General features: G+C 68.4%; 18 protein-coding genes. 13 read left to right on the top strand and 5 right to left on the bottom strand.

Annotated elements, in window-relative coordinates:
• Window position 1 precedes the first annotated feature (1 nt).
• Together AC1DSC_RS14585 and AC1DSC_RS14580 are read left to right on the top strand one after the other, a co-directional pair.
• Window positions 2-1,012 carry an aldo/keto reductase gene (locus tag AC1DSC_RS14585; RefSeq protein ID WP_015866772.1) on the top strand — a complete coding sequence of 337 codons (1,011 nt, stop codon included), beginning with the start codon at window positions 2-4 and terminating at the stop codon, window positions 1,010-1,012.
• A gap of 40 nt (window positions 1,013-1,052) precedes the next feature.
• A complete protein-coding gene (locus tag AC1DSC_RS14580) occupies window positions 1,053-1,991 on the top strand; it encodes a VTT domain-containing protein (RefSeq protein ID WP_015866771.1) in 939 nt (312 codons plus the stop codon).
• A 16-nt stretch (window positions 1,992-2,007) separates the two neighbouring features.
• Here AC1DSC_RS14580 and AC1DSC_RS14575 read toward each other — a convergent pair whose 3' ends face one another.
• Complete coding sequence (locus AC1DSC_RS14575; protein ID WP_369663361.1) at window positions 2,008-2,424, bottom strand: hypothetical protein; 417 nt, start codon at window positions 2,422-2,424, stop codon at window positions 2,008-2,010.
• 84 nt (window positions 2,425-2,508) lie between these two features.
• Between AC1DSC_RS14575 and AC1DSC_RS14570 the strand changes: the two genes are divergently transcribed.
• The 3 genes from AC1DSC_RS14570 to AC1DSC_RS14560 are packed head-to-tail and all read left to right on the top strand — an operon-like array spanning window position 2,509 to window position 5,194.
• The gene (locus tag AC1DSC_RS14570; protein WP_369663360.1) at window positions 2,509-3,879 is read left to right on the top strand and encodes a cache domain-containing protein; all 1,371 of its coding nucleotides are present in this window, start codon (window positions 2,509-2,511) and stop codon (window positions 3,877-3,879) included.
• Complete coding sequence (locus tag AC1DSC_RS14565; RefSeq protein WP_027730758.1) at window positions 3,876-4,520, top strand: response regulator transcription factor; 645 nt, start codon at window positions 3,876-3,878, stop codon at window positions 4,518-4,520. The genes AC1DSC_RS14570 and AC1DSC_RS14565 overlap by 4 nt, the downstream gene beginning before the upstream one ends.
• A gap of 50 nt (window positions 4,521-4,570) precedes the next feature.
• Window positions 4,571-5,194, top strand: a complete 624-nt coding sequence (locus tag AC1DSC_RS14560) for a DUF938 domain-containing protein (RefSeq protein ID WP_369663359.1) — start codon at window positions 4,571-4,573, stop codon at window positions 5,192-5,194.
• Window positions 5,195-5,196: 2 nt separating this feature from the next.
• On the opposite strand, the gene AC1DSC_RS14555 is transcribed toward AC1DSC_RS14560, so the two are convergent.
• Complete coding sequence (locus AC1DSC_RS14555; RefSeq protein ID WP_369663358.1) at window positions 5,197-6,780, bottom strand: serine hydrolase domain-containing protein; 1,584 nt, start codon at window positions 6,778-6,780, stop codon at window positions 5,197-5,199.
• 341 nt (window positions 6,781-7,121) lie between these two features.
• Here AC1DSC_RS14555 and AC1DSC_RS14550 point away from each other — a divergent pair, with 341 nt between their 5' ends.
• The gene (locus tag AC1DSC_RS14550) at window positions 7,122-7,673 is read left to right on the top strand and encodes a type VI secretion system amidase effector protein Tae4 (RefSeq protein ID WP_369663357.1); all 552 of its coding nucleotides are present in this window, start codon (window positions 7,122-7,124) and stop codon (window positions 7,671-7,673) included.
• The gene (locus AC1DSC_RS14545) at window positions 7,673-8,068 is read left to right on the top strand and encodes a hypothetical protein (protein WP_369663356.1); all 396 of its coding nucleotides are present in this window, start codon (window positions 7,673-7,675) and stop codon (window positions 8,066-8,068) included. The genes AC1DSC_RS14550 and AC1DSC_RS14545 overlap by 1 nt, the downstream gene beginning before the upstream one ends.
• 18 nt (window positions 8,069-8,086) lie before the next feature.
• Here AC1DSC_RS14545 and AC1DSC_RS14540 read toward each other — a convergent pair whose 3' ends face one another.
• Genes AC1DSC_RS14540 through AC1DSC_RS14530 form a run of 3 tightly spaced genes read right to left on the bottom strand, consistent with a single transcriptional unit; the run spans window position 8,087 to window position 10,631 of the window.
• Window positions 8,087-8,869 carry an extensin-like domain-containing protein gene (locus AC1DSC_RS14540; RefSeq protein WP_369663355.1) on the bottom strand — a complete coding sequence of 261 codons (783 nt, stop codon included), beginning with the start codon at window positions 8,867-8,869 and terminating at the stop codon, window positions 8,087-8,089.
• An 11-nt stretch (window positions 8,870-8,880) separates the two neighbouring features.
• Window positions 8,881-10,074, bottom strand: a complete 1,194-nt coding sequence (locus tag AC1DSC_RS14535) for a PrsW family intramembrane metalloprotease (protein WP_018905292.1) — start codon at window positions 10,072-10,074, stop codon at window positions 8,881-8,883.
• Window positions 10,071-10,631, bottom strand: coding sequence for a hypothetical protein (locus AC1DSC_RS14530; protein ID WP_015866762.1), 561 nt, complete (start codon window positions 10,629-10,631; stop codon window positions 10,071-10,073). The genes AC1DSC_RS14535 and AC1DSC_RS14530 overlap by 4 nt, the downstream gene beginning before the upstream one ends.
• A 116-nt stretch (window positions 10,632-10,747) precedes the next feature.
• Here AC1DSC_RS14530 and AC1DSC_RS14525 point away from each other — a divergent pair, with 116 nt between their 5' ends.
• The 6 genes from AC1DSC_RS14525 (at window position 10,748) to AC1DSC_RS14500 (ending at window position 17,049) form a co-directional block, all read left to right on the top strand.
• A complete protein-coding gene (locus AC1DSC_RS14525; RefSeq protein WP_015866761.1) occupies window positions 10,748-11,170 on the top strand; it encodes a DUF1801 domain-containing protein in 423 nt (140 codons plus the stop codon).
• A 9-nt stretch (window positions 11,171-11,179) separates the two neighbouring features.
• The gene (locus tag AC1DSC_RS14520) at window positions 11,180-11,701 is read left to right on the top strand and encodes a C40 family peptidase (RefSeq protein WP_369663354.1); all 522 of its coding nucleotides are present in this window, start codon (window positions 11,180-11,182) and stop codon (window positions 11,699-11,701) included.
• Window positions 11,702-11,837: 136 nt separating this feature from the next.
• Complete coding sequence (locus tag AC1DSC_RS14515) at window positions 11,838-12,242, top strand: hypothetical protein (RefSeq protein ID WP_015866759.1); 405 nt, start codon at window positions 11,838-11,840, stop codon at window positions 12,240-12,242.
• 126 nt (window positions 12,243-12,368) lie between these two features.
• Complete coding sequence (locus AC1DSC_RS14510) at window positions 12,369-14,435, top strand: carbon starvation CstA family protein (RefSeq protein ID WP_369663353.1); 2,067 nt, start codon at window positions 12,369-12,371, stop codon at window positions 14,433-14,435.
• A 13-nt stretch (window positions 14,436-14,448) separates the two neighbouring features.
• Window positions 14,449-14,655 carry a YbdD/YjiX family protein gene (locus AC1DSC_RS14505; protein ID WP_015866757.1) on the top strand — a complete coding sequence of 69 codons (207 nt, stop codon included), beginning with the start codon at window positions 14,449-14,451 and terminating at the stop codon, window positions 14,653-14,655.
• Between the two features lie 234 nt (window positions 14,656-14,889).
• Window positions 14,890-17,049: a TonB-dependent receptor gene (locus AC1DSC_RS14500; protein WP_369663352.1), complete on the top strand. Its 2,160-nt coding sequence runs from the start codon at window positions 14,890-14,892 to the stop codon at window positions 17,047-17,049.
• Window positions 17,050-17,135 lie beyond the last annotated feature (86 nt).

The raw sequence follows: 17,135 nt of genomic DNA, 5'->3' as shown, positions 1-17,135 counted from the left end.
CATGAGCATTCCGACCACCCGACTCGGCCGCACCGGCCTCACCGTCTCGCGCCTTGCGCTCGGCACCATGACCTTCGGCCTGCAGACCGACGAGGCCGTGTCGCACCAGATTCTCGACAAGGCCGCCGAGGGCGGCATCAACTTTCTCGACACCGCCGACGTGTATCCGCTCGGCGGCACCGTCGAAACCACGGGCCGCACCGAAGAGATCATCGGCCGCTGGCTGCACAAGCAGGGCGCCGCGGGCCGCCGCCGCTTCGTGGTGGCCACCAAGGCCGTCGGCAAGGTCGGCCCCAGCAGCTGGGACCAGGGCGCCTCGCGCAAGCACCTGCTCGACGCCATCGATGCCTCGCTCAAGCGGCTGCAGACCGACCACGTCGACCTGTACCAGCTGCACAGCGACGACCGCGAGACGCCGCTCGAAGAGAGCCTGGAGGCGCTCGACGTCATCGTCAAGTCGGGCCGCGCGCGCTACATCGGTGTCTCCAACTTCCTGGCCTACCGGCTGGCACGCGCGCTCGGCAAGGCCGAGCTGCACAAGCTCACGCGCTATGTGTCGGTGCAGCCGCGCTACAGCCTGCTGTTCCGCGAGATCGAGCGCGAGCTGCTGCCGCTCGCGGGCGAAGAGGGCCTGGGCGTGATTCCCTACAACCCGCTGGCCGGCGGCCTGCTCACCGGCAAGTACAAGCCCGGCGCCGCGCCCGAGCAAAACACCCGCTTCACGCTCGGCACGGCCGGCGGCATGTACCAGGACCGCTACTGGAACGAGCGCAGCTTCAACACCGTGACCCAGCTGCACAAGCTGGCCGACGAAGCCGGCGTGCCGCTGGCCACGCTGGCGGTGGCCTGGGTCATGGCCAACCCGCTCATCACCGCGCCGCTGCTCGGCGCGAGCCGTCCCGAGCAGCTCGACGCCACGCTGGCCGCGGCCAGCTACAGGCTGGACCCCGCGCTCAAGCAGAAGCTCGACGAGCTCACGGCCGAATACCGCAAGGGCGACGCGCCCAGGTAGGCAGCCAAGGAGTGAACACCCCCCAACTCGCGCTGCTGCCATGGCACAGCTGATGTCGCTGCTGGTGCAGAACGCGATCGCGATCGTCTTCGCGGCGAGCTTTGCCGCGCGCCTCGGACTGCCGGTGCCCGCGGCCGCGGTGCTGGTGGTGTCGGGTGCGCTGCTGGCGGCCGGCAATGTCTCGGTGGCGGGCGTGGTGCTGGCTGCGGTGCTGGCCAACGTGCTGGGCGATGGCGCGTGGTTCTATGCCGGGCGCCGCTTCGGCTACCGTTTCATGCGGCTTCTGTGCCGCATCTCGCTGTCGCCCGATTCATGCGTGCGGCGCGGCGAATCGCTGATCGGCCGGTGGGGCGGCCTCTCGCTGGTGGCCGCCAAGTTCGTGCCGGGCGTCTCGGTGGTCGCGCCGCCGATGGCCGGCGCGCTGGGCATGTCGGTGTGGCGCTTCATCGGCTTCGACATCGGCGCCGCGCTGGTCTGGACCGTCGTCTTCCTCGGGCTGGGCTGGGCCTTTCGCGACCAGATCCAGGAGGTGCTGGCGATGCTGGCCCAGGCCGGCGGCATCGCGACCGCGGCCCTGGTGGTGGTGCTGGCCGTGATGCTGGCGGTGCGCTACTGGCGCCGGCGCGCCTTCATGCGGCTCACGGGCATGCCGCGCATCAGCGTGGACGAGCTGCACGAGCTGCTCGCGAGCGAGGCGCCGCCGCTGGTGATCGACGTGCGCGGGGAGGCCGGCGTGCAGGTCGATCCGCGCCGCATTCCCGGGGCGCTGCCGTACACGCTCAAGGCACTGCAGCAGCGGCATCCGGAATTGCCGTTGGTCGGCGGGCGCGACGTGGTGCTTTACTGCAACTGCCCCAACGAGGTGTCGGCCGCGCTGGCTGCGCGCGTGCTGCTGGCGCGCGGTGCGCGGCGCGCACTGCCGCTGACGGGCGGGCTCGACGCCTGGGTGGCCTCGGGCCGGCCGACGAGCCTGCACTGAGGCCGTTCGGCGGCGCTCAGTCCAGCCGCACCATCGGGCAGGACAGGACCATTCGCTCATCGCGGGGCGAGTGGCGCCAGCCGGGCAGGGCGCGCTTCTGGTACGCCTCGAGCGATGGGTAGCCCTGCACGCTCCAGCCGTAGGTGCTGATCTGCTCCGCCTCGACCACTTCGTAGCGGCACTGCCGGCTGCGCGCCATGAGGCGAAAGACGATGCGGCCATGCTCCGAGGCAAGGTCTTTCTCCAGCACGCTGTAGCGGCCGGGCTTGCAGATGCTGAAGCTCGAATTCCATTCGATGGTTTGCGTCCGCACGTACAGCCCGCCCGAACATGCGCGCCCCGTGCCGCTGAACACGGCCGTGAAGGGCGCCGCGGCAATGGCCGTGCCAGCCAGGGCAAGAAGGGCCAGTGCGGCCATCCAGCGGTTCTGCATGCGATCTGCTCCCGTGTGTTGCGTCCCCCGTGCCCTTGCGATCTTAAGGTTCTCGGCGCCGCCCGGTGGTAGTCTTGCCTCCCGATGAACCTCCGCACCAAGATCGTCGCGCTGGCCGTTGCACCGCTGCTGGTTGCACTGGTGCTGGTGGCCCTGGCGGTGCGCCACCAGGAGCATGACCTGGCGCAGCGCGAGCGCGCGCTGATCGAGAAAAGCTACATGGCCCAGCGGCGCAGCGAACTGCGCAGCTACGTCGACCTTGCCGTGAGCACCGTGCGGCCGCTGTACGACGCCGGCCAGGACGACGAGCAAGCCCGCAGCGAGGCCCTGCGCCGCCTGGCCGCGCTCGACTACGGCGACGACGGCTACTTCTTCGTCTACGACATGCAGGGCCGCTCGCTCATGCATTCGCGCCAGCCCGATCTGGTGGGCCAGAACCTCTGGGACATGCGCGACTCGCGCGGCCGCTTCACCATCCAGGACCTGATCGCGGGCGCGCGCGCGGGCGGCGGCTATGTGGAGTACGAATGGCGCAAGCCCTCCAGCGAGCAGATGGCGCCCAAGCTCGGCTACGTCACTGCGCTGCCGCGCTGGAACTGGATGGTCGGCACCGGCCTGTACCTGGACGACATCGAGGCCACCATGCAGGCGCTCGACCGCCAGATGAGCGCCAACGTCACCACCACGCTGCTGTGGATCGCCGGCATCGCGGCGCTGTGCCTGGGCGTGGTGAGCGCCACCGGGCTGCTGCTCAACCTCAGCGAGCACCGCACGGCCGAGGCCAAGCTGCGGCTGCTGGCGCGGCGCGTGGTGCAGTCGCAGGAAGAAGAGCGCGGCCACCTCGCGCGCGAGCTGCACGACGGCACCAGCCAGACGCTGGTCTCGGCCAAGCTGCTGATCGAATCGGCCGTGGATGCGCTCGACCGCGAGCGCCAGCCCGCGCCGCCCGCGCTGAGCAAGGCGCTGCAACGGCTCAACGATTCGCTGATCGAGGTGCGCCGCATCTCGCACCGCCTGCGGCCGGCCCTGCTCGACACGCTCGGCCTGCCCGCCGCGCTCGAGCGCCTGGGCGACGAATTCGCCGAAGAGGGCGCCATCGACGCCTCCATCATGATCGAGGGCGAGGCCTTCGAGCTCTCGCAGGAGGCCAAGACCGCGCTCTTCCGCGTCACGCAGGAGGCGCTCACCAATGTGCGCAAGCACGCGCAGGCGCACCGCGTGCACATTGCGCTGGGCTTTTCCGACGAGGACGGCGTGCGGCTTTCGATCGGCGACGACGGCATCGGCTTCGACGTGGAGGCGATGCAGCTCGATGCGCGGCGCGGCATCGGCCTGCGCAACATGCGCGAGCGCATGGAGTCGATCGGCGGGCGCCTGGACGTGCAATCGGGCGAAGGCGGAACCACCATCGTGGCCGAAGTGCCGGCCCGCAGCGCGAGGCCCGAGCCGGCATGAAGAACGACGCCGCCCCCGTCCGCCTCTTCCTGGTCGACGACCATCCGCTGGTGCGCGACGGCCTGCGCGCGCGGCTCGGCGCCATGCCGGGGCTGGAGATCGTCGGCGAGGCCGGGAGCGCGGCCGAGGCGCTGGCGCTCATCGAAACGCTCCAGCCCGACCTGCTGCTGATGGATGTCGGCATGAAGGACATGAACGGCATCGACCTGGCCGCACTGGTGCTGCAGCGCCATCAGCCCGCGCCGCACGTGGTGATGCTCAGCATGTACGACAACCCCGAATACGTGCAGAAGGCCCTGCAGGTGGGCGCGCGCGGCTATGTGCTGAAGGACGCGCCCGCGGCCGAGATCGTCGCGGCCATCGAGGCGGTGTCGGCCGGCGGCACCTTCCTGAGCCCGGCCGTGTCGAAGAAGCTGTTCCGCAACCAGGCGCCCAGGCCGCTGCTCACGCCGCGCGAGAGCGAGATCCTCAGCGCGCTGGGCCGCGGGGAATCGAGCAAGCAGATCGCGCGCGACCTGGGCCTGAGCGTGCGCACCGTGGAGGCGCACCGGCAGAGCATCAAGCGGCGGCTGGGCATCGAAGGGCAGGCGGAACTCATCAAGTATGCGGTGGAGCATGCGCGGGAGTTCGGGCAGGGCTGAACCGCGCTGTCCTTCTCCAGTCAAACCATACCTATCCAGGTCCATTTCACATGTCCGACCTTCCTCACAGCCCCGCCGCGGACCGCAACAAGCAGCCCATCCTCGAAGCGCTGGGCCGCATCCTCGGCGAGCGCGGCAGCGCGCTCGAGATCGCATCCGGCACAGGCCAGCACGCTGCCTGGTTCGCCGCAGCGATGCCCCAGTGGGCCTGGCAGCCCACCGACGCAGACGCGCGCGTGCTCCCCGCGATTGCAAGCCGCGTCGCGCAGGCCGCGCTGCCCAATCTCCGTGCGCCGCTGCTGCTCGACGTGATGGCGCCTCGATGGCCGTCGCAAGGCGCCGCGTTCGCTCGAGCAGAAGAAAAGTTCGATGCGATCTACTGCGCCAACATGCTGCACATCGCGCCCTGGGCCGCATGCGCCGCGTTGATGCAAGGCGCCGCACGGCATCTGCTTGCCGATGGATTGCTGGTCACCTACGGCCCCTACTTCGAAGAAGAAGCCCCACCGGCGCCGAGCAACCTGGCGTTCGACCAAGACCTGCGCGCCCGCAATTCCGAATGGGGCATTCGCCGCCTGGAGGACGTGGTGGCCGAGGCGCGCCGCGCAGGGCTCGCGCTGCGCGAGCGGCATGCGATGCCCGCGAACAACCTGCTGCTGGTCTTCGGCTTCTAGGCTCAGCGCACGCGGGGCACCGCGGTGGTCAGCAGCGCCAATGCCTGGTTCAGCGTCGAGCCCGCGAAGCGCTCTCCCTTCGAATGCCCGATCCGCACCACGATGAGATCGTGCGACGGAATCACCAGCACGAACTGGCCTCCTGCGCCGAGCATGTAGTAGGCAGACGCCGGCACCGCGAGCGAGCCCATTCCATTGATCCAGAAGAAGCCGCCGTAGATCGGGCGCTTGTCCGCGGCCCAGGCCGGCGCCACGCTGCTCACGAAATTGACGAAGCCCTCGGGAAGAATGCGCTCGCCATTCCACATGCCGTCCTGCAGATAGAGATTGCCCAGGCGTGCCCAGTCGCGCGCCGACATGAAGTCGTAGCCCTGCGTGAGAAAGTTGCCGTAGGGGTCGGTCTCGATCACCATCGAGCGGATGCCGATCTTGTCGAAGAGCGCGCGCTGCGGAAACGACAGGTAGTCCTCGCCGCGCTTTTCCACCGCGAGGCGGACCAGGTAGTTGGCCAGCACCGGATCGGTGTTGCGGTAGCGGCCCACGGCACCGGGCGGCCATTGCTGCGGCCGGGTGGCGGCGTAGTTGAAGGCGTTGATGCGGCCCGTGTAGTAGTAGATGTGGTCGGGGTAGGTGCCGTTGGGGTCGAAGTCCGGATCGTCCGGCGCCTTGATGCGCAGGCCGCTCGACATCTGCAGGATGTCGGAGATCTTGATCTGCTGCCGCGCATCGCCGGCGCCCTGCCATTCGGGAATCGGCGCCGGCTGGTCGAGCTTGTACACGCCCTGCTTGATGAGCACGCCCATCATCGTCGCCACGACGCTCTTGCCCATCGACCACGATTCGAGCGGCGTCGCCGGGCCGATGCCGCTCATGTAGCGCTCGGCGACGATGCGGCCCTTGTGCGTGACCACGAAGGCCGATGTGTAGGCCTCGGGCACGGCGAACGCGGCATCGACGGCCTGGTTCACCTTGGCCATGTCGACCTCTGCGGGCGGCGCATCGCCCGGCAGCACGTCGCCCATCGGCCATGGCTGCGTCGCGGGGTCGGGCAGCGTGCTCCGGACTTCGACGGGCGTGAAGAACACGTCGTCCCGGCCGGCCGGCAGCGTGACGCAGCCTTGCGAACCGAAGTGGCGCGCCACCAGCGTCGGGCCATTGGGAATCGAGATGCGAACCTCCTTTTTCACGCGGTCGACCACGGGCTTGCCGACGTTCTTGCGCTGGTCATAAGGGCCCACGAAATAGCCCAGGCTTTCGGCGGCGACGTCGGGGGCGATGCCGGTGATGAACACGGCGGAACACATCGTCTTGGCATAGCCGGAGGTGTGGTGCTCCAGCACGTTGCCGGGCGGCGGCACGTAGGGCGTGTTGATTTCGAGGGGCCGTGCGCGGGCAATGAGCGCTTCGCGTTCCGGCAGCTGCGCCGTGGTCGGCGGCAAGGGTGCGCCGATGCCGATCCCCCCGCCACCTCCACCCCCGCCACCTCCACCCCCGCCGCCGCCGCCCCCACCGCAGGAGGCCAATGCAGCCGCCAGGCCCAGTGCCGCGGCGGTGGTGGCGAGGGAGCGGCGGATCGAGCACTTCATTTGGCGGTCCTTGGGTTTTCGCGAGAGTCGATGGCGGTGTGCAACTTTCGACACCGGCGGGATTGTGGGTGAATCCCGGAAGGGCGGCCAGCGCTTTCGAGTGCAGTGCGTGCGATGTAGCGCCAAGGTTCTCACCACTGGATTCGATGATTGCGGAGTCCCCGCATCGTGCTTGCCTGCAGGACGCGGCAATATTCCATGATCGCAGGAGACGGCCCGTGTGAACGTAGCCTTTCGGGTGGCTGGCAGCACGAACTTGAGTCGATAAGATGCGGCGGACTCACAGTGGTCCATGGTCAGTTCGCTGGGCCAAGCTAGATAGGCACAGGAAGGAAAAACAGATGCCACTTCCCGAAATGGCAAAGCCGATATCGTTCGAAGCGATATGGAAGAACTACCCCAGTGATGACCCTTGCGTGAACCCCCGCACGGGCAAGAAGGCGTATGACGATCAATGCGCAATACGGGTCGGCATTGCGTTGGAAAAGTCGGGTGTCAGTTTCAAGTCATTTCCCGGCCCACGCTGCGAATTTGGCCCTTCCGGAAACGGAATGGTGCTGCGCGCGACCGAATTGGCCAACTGGCTGATGCGTCGTCCGTTCGCTGGCTGTCCAGATGCGGAAACACACCAGGGAAAAAGCTTCGACAAGAGTCCCTCCGGTCGCACGGGCATCATCTATTTCGAGGACTACTGGTTGCGTACCGCTGAGGCGATGTTTCCCACTGGAGATCACATCGACCTGTGGGATCGAAATCGATTGACGCCGTCATGGACGACGTTCCTTCGCTTCTCGCTCGGCATTGATACCTTGCGATCACCGTGGAGCGGCAACGGATACCTCTACTCCGATCTGCACGCGTCGCGTCGAGTTGTCTTCTGGCCGATAAGCTGATGAAGCGCCCGATCTTCACCCTGTGCGGGGCTTTGCTCGGCGTCGCTCTGTTCCTGGGCTTGCCCATCCTCTTTTCGCTCGCGTTTCCAGGTACGGGGATCGGGCATCACGGCGAAGATGAAGCCGCTCGGATGCTGCGCGTGTATGTCGTCATGGGTGGCGCGGCCTCTGCCGCGTTGGGTGCCTGGGTCGGCGGCGTCGCCGCGACGAGTCCGCGGCGGGCGCTTGGAATGCTTGCTGCCATTGCGGCCGCCAGCATCGCCTTCGGCATCGTTCCGATCCAATTGCCGATGAAGCCCGAGAACGCGATGGCTGTTGGCATTGGAGCCTGGGCCATCGTCAGCGCAGGTCTCGCCGCGTTGGCGGCACGCAAGAAGAGCGAAACCTCTGCGTAATGCCAGCGCTTCGGGATGCTAGCGGCACATGTCGTACCCGCCGGTCTCCAGGTGGAAGTGGTCCTTGTGCGCGGCGTTGTAGTCGGGGCCCAGCACGCCATTGAAGAAACGGCAGGCGCCGCGGTGCGCATCGCGCAGAAGCAGCGGCGCCGGATCGTCCGTGCTTGCGGCACTGCCGTCGCGGGGCCAGTCATGCAGCACCGTGATGCGGCGGCCGTCGGCCAGCGTGAGGCCGGCGACGTCCAGCGCATCGGCCGTGGCATGCCGGCTGCGCGAAGCGCCCGGCACGGCGCCTTCGCCGCGGTTCACGTTGCGGCAGGCGTAGCTGCCGAGATGCTCGATGGCCGCCACCGGCTGGCCGAAGCGCTGCCTGGCGGCTGGCTGCAGCGCGTGCCGCTCCCACATGAAGAAGGACAGTGCCATCGGGCAGCTCAGCGAAGGCGAAGTGCCCAGGCGCACGCCGGCGGAGCGCAGCCGCACGGCGTTCTCGAAGCCGCAGCCGGGGCCGGTGACGCGGTCGGGCAGCAGGTCGTACTGCATGCCGGTTTGCGCCAGCGCCGCAAGGCAGCGCGCGGGTTCGCGGCGGGCCCGCTCGAGCTTGAAGCCGGTCAGCCAGTTGGGCGCCGCCGCCACGTCGAGCGGCGCCCACGGATTGAAGCGCTCGGGAATCTCGACGGTGCCGGTGGCGACGGCCCATGCAGCTGCGGCGAGCGCGGCGCCCGCCGCGGCCGCGGCGAGCAGCCAGCGCCTGCGGTGCGAAGGCGCGGGCTCTGCCGGACGCTCCGGAGGATCCACGGCCATGGTCCCGATCCTCAGGGCTTTGCGGCAATGAGCGGATCGAGTTCGGCCCGCACGCGCCGGATCGCCACTTCATGCCGCAGCGTCTGGGCGCCGCGTCCGTAGGTCATGGCCTTGCGGATCAGCCGCAATTGCTCGCGCTGCAACTGCGTCTTCAGGCGCCTGGCCCGCAGCCCGAAGGTCCAGCCCATTTCCCGGCGAACCTTGTAGCGCTGCAAGGGCGCGCCCAGGCGGATCCACTCGTCGTCGCGGATCAGCTCGCGCTCCGGCACGAAGTAGGCGGCCAGCGCATGCAGATAGGCGCCGTTCTCGCGTGCGGCAACTCGCCAGAAGAGCCCGGCCGCAACCATCGCGGGAATGCCCTTGACGGCGAGCATCACGGCCATGTCGCCGTAGCCGCCGTCGAAGAGGTCTTCGAGCCACGGCGAGTTCCAGATGAAATGCATCGCCCACGCAAGCGCGAAGCACAGCAGGGCGCAGGCGATCCTCGCCGCCAGCGAACGCTCCGGATGCAGCAGGAACCAGGCGACGCCGAAGGACGCGATCGTCGTGTAGGCCGCATGGCTCCACAGCCCGCTCAGCAGCCCGCGCGTCAGCAGGTTGACGAGCACCGGAGACACCTGGTTCTCGAGCGGAAAGTGCATCGAGGCGTTGACGGTGTACGTGAGGTTCTCGACCACCTGGAAGCCCAGCCCTGCCATGGCACCCACGATCAGTACCGACAGGTAGGTCTGGAACTGGTTGCGCGCCACCAGCACCAGCAGGATGACGCCGGCGATCTTCAGGAACTCCTCGGTGACCGGCCCCGCGACGGCGGCCCCCCAGAGCGCCGCGAAATCCGGCGACACCAGCTTGGCGCACAGGCTCTGGATGGCGATGTTCGCCGGCGCGGCAAAGTAGACGGCGCCGAGCCCGCCCCAGGCAAAGGCCAGCACGAAGGCTTCCGGCGGGTGCTGCTCGAGCAGGTCCAGCGTGCGGAAGACCAGGAGGAAAAGCAGCGTGTAGATGCCCCACACCAGGATGCCCAGCAGGGCCGTGACGGGCACGACGCGGAACCCCATCGAGACCATGTTGACCGTGTAGAACAGCCCGTTGACGATCAGCGCCGCCAGCAGCCAGAAGGCCGCGCGCTGCGGCTGGAAGAACGAATCGGTGCCGATCGGCCAGTCGCCGCGGTCCTGCTGGCCCTCGAAGGCGGGCGGGCTCACTGCGGTGCCTCCAGGTCCATCGATTCGAGCATGCTGCGCGCATCGGCCATTGCCTCGTTCAGGCCTTCGCTGGCACCGTAGCAATCGATCTGCACGAGCGAGCGGCGCTGCAGGTCGACCACCTGCCAGAAGCGGCCGGCCAGCTTCGATCCATAGTACGCAAAGGTCTTGCCCTGCAGGCCCCACGAGGTGACGAAGTCGGACACGTCGCCATCGATGTTCAGGCGCTGGCCGCGCTCCATGAGCCTTTGCTGGCGCACCAGCGGACCGTCGGGCCCGCCGGCCCAGGCACGCGTGGTCACCAGGAACTTGTGGCCGCCCTTGAACAGCATCAGCGACTGGCCGGCCCTGGAGCGCGACACGTCCATCTCCCATCCGCTGGCGGGAACGAACCTCGCATGGCCGACGGACACTGTTTCCCCCGCGGCCAGCGGCCGGCTGCCGGGCGTGCGGCTGTCCCAGAAGCTCAGGCCGCCCACGTAGGCGGCAATGGCGAGCAGCACCGCGAGCGCGCCTGGCCAGGTGCGGTACGGTATGCGGCGGGAGGGCTCTGGCATGCGGCGATCGTGCCATATGAACGGGCGGGACACGGGCCATGCTTGCATTGCTTCGATGCATGGCTATCCTCCACGGTCATTGCAATGAAGCCGCTTCGGAACCTCCAGGACAGAACATGAAAAAGTCGGACGCGAGCACCGGCCAGCCGGCATCGGAACTCATCTCGCAACGCATCGCCGAGCTCGGCGGCTGGCGCGGCGAAACGCTGGGCCGCATGCGCAAGCTCATCCAGCAGGCGGACCCGGAAGTCGTCGAGGAATGGAAGTGGATGGGCACGCCGGTCTGGTCGCACGGCGGCATCATCTGCACGGGCGAGTCCTACAAGGACAAGGTGAAGCTCACCTTCGCCAAGGGCGCCTCGCTGCCGGACCCGGCCGGCCTCTTCAACGCGAGCCTGGACGGCAACATGCGCCGCGCGATCGACATCTTCGAAGGCGACGAAATCGATGGGGCCGCCTTCAAGGCGCTCGTGCGCGAGGCGGTGGCGCTCAACAGCGCCGGCAAGCCCAAGCCCGCGAAGAAGACCGCCAAGTCCTGAAGGAACCACATGCACGACGCCTCCGCACCCACGCCACCTCCCCGCATGCCGCTGGCGCTGCTTCGGCTGCTCCCGATCGGCGCCTGCCTGCTGGTGCTGGGCTGTGCAGGACCGCGGGCGCCGCAGCCCGGGGCTGCCTATGCGCCGCCTGCCGTGCTGACGGCCGAGCAATCGAGCAGCGTCGCGATCCATGCGCTGGGCCTGGTCGGCACGCCGTACCGCTACGGCGGCAACACGCCGGAGGGCGGCTTCGATTGCAGCGGGCTCATCGGCTACGTGTACAGAAGCAGCACAGGCCAGGCCACGCCGCGCACGGTGGCCCGCATGGCCGGCTTCGGCCGTCCCGTGCCCGCGTCCGAACTGCGCTCGGGCGACCTGGTGCTCTTCGGCGCCTCCACGCCGTCGCACGCGGGCATCTACGTGGGGGCCGGGCAGTTCGTGCATGCGCCCTCGACGGGCGGCGAGGTGCGGCTCGACCGGCTGGACGGCATCTACTGGTCGCGCCAGCCGATGCAGGCGCGCCGGCTCTAGCCCGGAAAAAAAAGCGGCCCGAATCCCACTCAACGCGCGGGTGTTGCCGTTGGTTCTACGGGGATGCCTGCGTTGGGACGGCCTGGCCGGTGTGGCATGCTGTGCCGGTATCACCGAAGCTCGGAGAGGTCCCCCCATGAAAAAAATCCTAGCCCTGGCCGTCCTGGGCATTGCCACCATCCTCCCGGCGTTCGCGCAGCGCGGCGACTTCTACGAGAACGACCGCCGCTACTGCGCCAGCGGCCGTTCCGGCGTCGACTTCAACACCTGCATGTGGCGCATCCAGCGCGACCGCGAAGAGCGCTATGACCGCCGCGAGCAGCGCGCCTACGAACGCGAGCAGCGGCGCGAATACGAACGCCGCGAGCGCTGGGCCGAACAGCCGCCTCCGCCGCCGGCCTACCGCCAGTGGGACGGCCCGCCGCCCGGCGAGCAGCCCCGGCTCAGCGACATGCAGCAGCGCGCGCTGGACAACTGCAACCTGCTGGCGCCGCGCGACCAGCCCCGCTGCCGCGCGACGGTGATGTCGACCGTGCGCTAGGGCTGTTCACAGGCCCTTCAGGGTTTTCCATTACGCAAAGCCACGCACGCGGGCCGCGCGGTCCGACGGATGCGCCCGCGCGCCCATGCGGCAAAACTCCCGGGTTCATTCCCAGGAGACATTCCCATGCACAGCATCCGCCGCCACCTGGTGTGGCTCGTCGTGGCCGTGGCCGGCGCATTCGCGCTCGGCACCGTGGCCCTCACGCGCGGTGAAAGCGTCAACGCCCTGTGGGTGGTGACCGCCGCGGTCTGCACCTACCTGATCGCCTACCGCTACTACAGCCTGTTCATCGCCGAGAAGGTGCTGGGACTGGACGGCAACCGCAAGACGCCGGCGCACCGGCACAACGACGGGCTGGACTACGTGCCGACCGACAAGAACGTGCTGTTCGGCCACCACTTCGCGGCCATTGCGGGCGCCGGTCCGCTGGTGGGCCCGGTGCTCGCTGCGCAGATGGGCTACCTGCCCGGGCTCTTGTGGGTGCTGGCGGGCGTGGTGTTCGCGGGCGCGGTGCAGGACTTCATCATCCTGTTCATCTCCACGCGGCGCGACGGCCGTTCGCTCGGCGACCTCGTCAAGCAGGAGATGGGCACGGTGCCCGGCATGATCGCGCTGTTCGGCACCTTCATGATCATGATCATCATCCTTGCGGTGCTGGCGCTGATCGTGGTGAAGGCGCTGGCCGAATCGCCGTGGGGCACCTTCACCGTGGCGGCCACCATTCCGGTGGCGCTCTTCATGGGCGTGTACCTGCGCTACATCCGGCCGGGGCGCATCGGCGAGGTGTCGCTGATCGGCTTCGTGCTGCTGATGCTCGCCATCTTCGGCGGCCAGGCCGTGAGCCAGGACCCCGCATGGGCGCCGCTCTTCACCTTCGACGGCAAGGCGCTCACCTGGATGCTCGTGGGCTACGGCTTCGTGGCCGCGAGCCTGCCGGTGTGGCTGCTGCTGGCGCCGCGCGACTACCTGTCGACCTTCCTGAAGATCGGCACCATCATCGCGCTGGCGCTGGGCATCGTGTTCGTCATGCCCACGCTGCAGATGCCGGCGCTCACGCAGTTTGCGAATGGCGGCGGGCCGGTGTGGTCGGGCAGCATGTTCCCGTTCCTGTTCATCACCATCGCCTGCGGCGCGGTGTCGGGCTTCCATGCGCTGATCTCCTCGGGCACCACGCCCAAGATGCTCGACAACGAGCGCCATGCGCGCTTCATCGGCTACGGCGGCATGCTGGCCGAATCCTTCGTGGCGGTGATGGCGCTGGTGGCGGCCTCGTGCATCGAGCCCGGCATCTACTTTGCAATGAACAGCCCGGCCGCGCTGGTGGGCAGCACCGCGCAGCAGGCCGCGCAGACCATCTCGAGCTGGGGCTTCGTGGTCACGCCCGAGATGCTGATGCAGACCGCCAAGGACGTGGGCGAAAGCACCGTCCTCGGCCGCGCGGGCGGTGCGCCCACGCTGGCCGTGGGCATGGCCCACATCCTCCACCAGGTGATCGGCGGGCAGGCCATGATGGCCTTCTGGTATCACTTCGCGATCTTGTTCGAGGCGCTCTTCATCCTCACGGCCGTGGACGCCGGCACCCGCGCCGGCCGCTTCATGCTGCAGGACCTGCTGGGCAGCTTCGTGCCCGCGCTCAAGCGCACCGATTCGCTGGCGGCCAACCTGTTTGCCACGGCGCTGTGCGTGGCGGCCTGGGGCTACTTCCTGTACCGGGGCGTGGTCGATCCGCTGGGCGGCATCAACACGCTGTGGCCGCTGTTCGGCATCTCCAACCAGATGCTGGCCGCGGTGGCGCTGCTGCTGGGCGTGGTGGTGCTGTTCCGCATGAAGCGCGAGCGCTATGCCTGGGTGGCGATTGCGCCGGCCGCATGGCTCCTGGCGTGCACGCTCACGGCCGGCTGGCAGAAGATCTTCTCGCCCGATCCGAAGATCGGCTTCCTCTCGCACGCGGCCCGCTACACCGAGGGCCTGGCCAACGGCGTGCTGGTGGCGCCGGCCAAGACGCCCGAGGCCATGTCGCGCATCGTCTTCAACGACCGGCTCGACGCGGCGCTGTGCGCGCTCTTCATGTTCGTGGTGCTGAGCGTGCTGGTCTACAGCATCAAGGCCTGCCTCGCGGCACGCGCGGCCCACCGGCCGACCGCACAGGAGACGCCGTTCGAACCGCTCGCCGCCTCGGCGGCGCGCTGAGCGGGAGGGTGCCATGGCTCTCGCATTGCCGGAAGCCGGGCGCTACTTCGCGCGCTCGCTCAAGCAGTCGCTGCGGCTCATGGTCGGGCTGCCCGACTACGACGCCTACCTGACCCACATGGCGGCCACGCACCCCGAGCAGCCGCCGATGAGCTACGAGGCCTTCTTCCGCGAGCGGCTCGAGGCGCGCTACGGCGGGGGCAAGGGGCGCTGCTGCTGAAGAGGGGCGGCGGCGGCGCCGCGCGCAAACCGCGCGGCTGTGTTTACAATCCCGCCGTTCGCGCGAAGCGAACTTTTGTTGCAGGAAGCCCCGGCCACGCGCCAGGGCGAACCGGGCAAAGGACCCAACCCAGATTTTTCTCCAGGCAGGGCGCATGCGGTTTCTCCATCGGTCGATGGAAGAAGCGGCATGGCGCTTCGCGATCCCAAAAAATCGCCCTGAGGGAAATTCTCCATGTCCGCTCGCCCGCCTGCCGTGCGTCGCCGCCTTCGCCGCACGCCGCTCTTCCTTGCCACCCTTGCCGCACTGCATTGCGCGGCCCAGGCCCAGACCTCGGCCAGCACGTTGCAGGAGATCACCGTCACCTCCGAGCAGGAGCCCGGCTATGCACCCTCGGTCGGCAGTACGGCCACGAAAGGCAGTGCGCCGCTGCGCGACATTCCCCAGGCGGTCAACGTGCTGCCCGCGCAGCTGCTGCGGGACCAGGGCGCCACCTCCATGCAGGACGCGCTGCGCAATGCGCCCGGCGTTTCCTTCAATGCGGGCGACGGCCAGCGCGACCAGGTGGTGATCCGCGGCTTCACAGCCATTGCCGACTGGTTCGTGGACGGCGTGCGCGACGACGCGCTGTACTTCCGCGACCTGTCGGACACCGAGCGCATCGAGGTGCTCAAGGGCCCGGCCGCGGTGCTGTACGGCCGCGGCTCGTCGGGCGGGCTGATCAACCGCGTGATGAAGAAGCCGATCTTCGAGCGCCCCTTCGGCGAGGTGTCGCTCGGCCTGGGCACCCATGACTTCAAGCGGCTCACCGCCGACCTCAACCGCCCCATCGGCGAGAACATGGCCTTCCGCCTGAACGTGGCGCGCGAAAAGTCGGGCAGCTGGCGCGACCAGCAGTTCATCGACCGCTACAGCATCGCGCCCTCGCTGGCCATGAAGTTCAGCCCGCAGACCGACCTGCTGCTGCAATACACCAACGCCTACGACCAGCGGCTGACCGACTTCGGCATTCCGGCGCTCAACGGCCGCCCGGTGAACGTGCCGATCGGCACCTACTACGGCTCGGCCTTCGCGAAGCGCGACGACACCACCACCACCCGCGTGCAGTCCTTCACCGCCACGCTCATCCACCGCTTCAGCGACACGCTGAGCCTGCGCAACACCACGCGCTACTACAGCTACAAGCTCGACCGCTTCAACACGCTGCCCAGCGGCACCACCGACCCGGTGCGCATGACCGTCGGCCGCACCCGCGGCTTCGTCGACCGCGACGAGAGCGGCTGGTTCAACCAGACCGACCTGACATGGCGCAACGAGCTTGGCGGCTTCAAGCAGGAGTGGCTGATCGGCGCCGAACTCGGCAAGCAGGACAAGCGTGCGTACACGGTGTCCTCGGCCACCGGCTTCGAGCGCGTGAGCATCCTGAACCCGGTCTCCGCGCCGCCGCCCATCCCGCTCGCCAGCTACCTGGCCAACAGCGCGATTCCGAGCAACTCCACCTTCAAGACGGCCGCGCTCTATGCGCAGGACCAGATCACGCTGGCGCCCCAGTGGAAGGCGCTCGTCGGCGGACGCTACGACGACTTCCGCCAGGAGACTTCCTTCGAGCGCACGCTGGCTCCCTTCTCGCGCACCGACCGCAAGTTCAGCCCGCGCGCGGGCCTGGTCTGGCAGCCGAGCGACTCGCAGTCCTACTACGTCTCGTACAGCCGCTCGTTCCAGCCTTCGGCCGAGACCTTCGCGCTGTCGGCCAACAACGCCGCCAACGATCCCGAGATCACCGTCAACAAGGAGATCGGCGCCAAGCTCGACTTCCTGGACGGCGCGCTCAACCTCACGGCCGCGCTCTTCAACCTGGAGCGCTCGGGCATCAAGAACACCGACCCGTCCAACCCGGCGCGGCAGATCAACGTGGGCACGCAGCGCACCAACGGCATGGAACTGGCGCTGGCCGGCAAGCTGCCGGGGCGCTGGGACGTCAGCGCGGGCTACGCCTACCTGGACGGCCGCATGGTCAAGTCGCTGGCCACCGTGAGTTCGCTGCAGCTGCCCATCGGCGCCGCGATGCCGGTGCAGGGCAAGGTGGCGCCGCTCACGCCGCGGCACTCGGCCTTCGTGTGGCTCATGAAGGACCTGGGCCATGGCCTGAGCGCGGGCGGCGGCGTGAACTACGTGGCCGCGCGCTATGCCTCGCTCAGCAACCTGGTGACGCTGCCTTCGTATGTCACGGCCGACCTGGCCGCAAGCTACAGGACCGAGCGCTACGAGCTCTCGGTCAACCTGAAGAACATCACGGGCAGGAAGTACTACGTGTCCGCGCACGGCAGCGTCGACAACCTGATCATGCCGGGACCGGGGCGCGAGCTGCAGGTGGCACTGACCGCAAAGTTCTGAAGCGCATGACGACGCGCAAGGGCTCAGGCGCCGGCTGAGCCTGGCTGCGCGAAATCCAGTTTCTCGCGGCCGCCGCCTGCTGCCAC

Source organism: Variovorax sp. 01N425 (assembly GCF_056399465.1).
The sequence above is the reverse complement of the archived record's forward strand: the minus strand, read 5'-3'. Positions and strand labels throughout refer to the sequence as shown.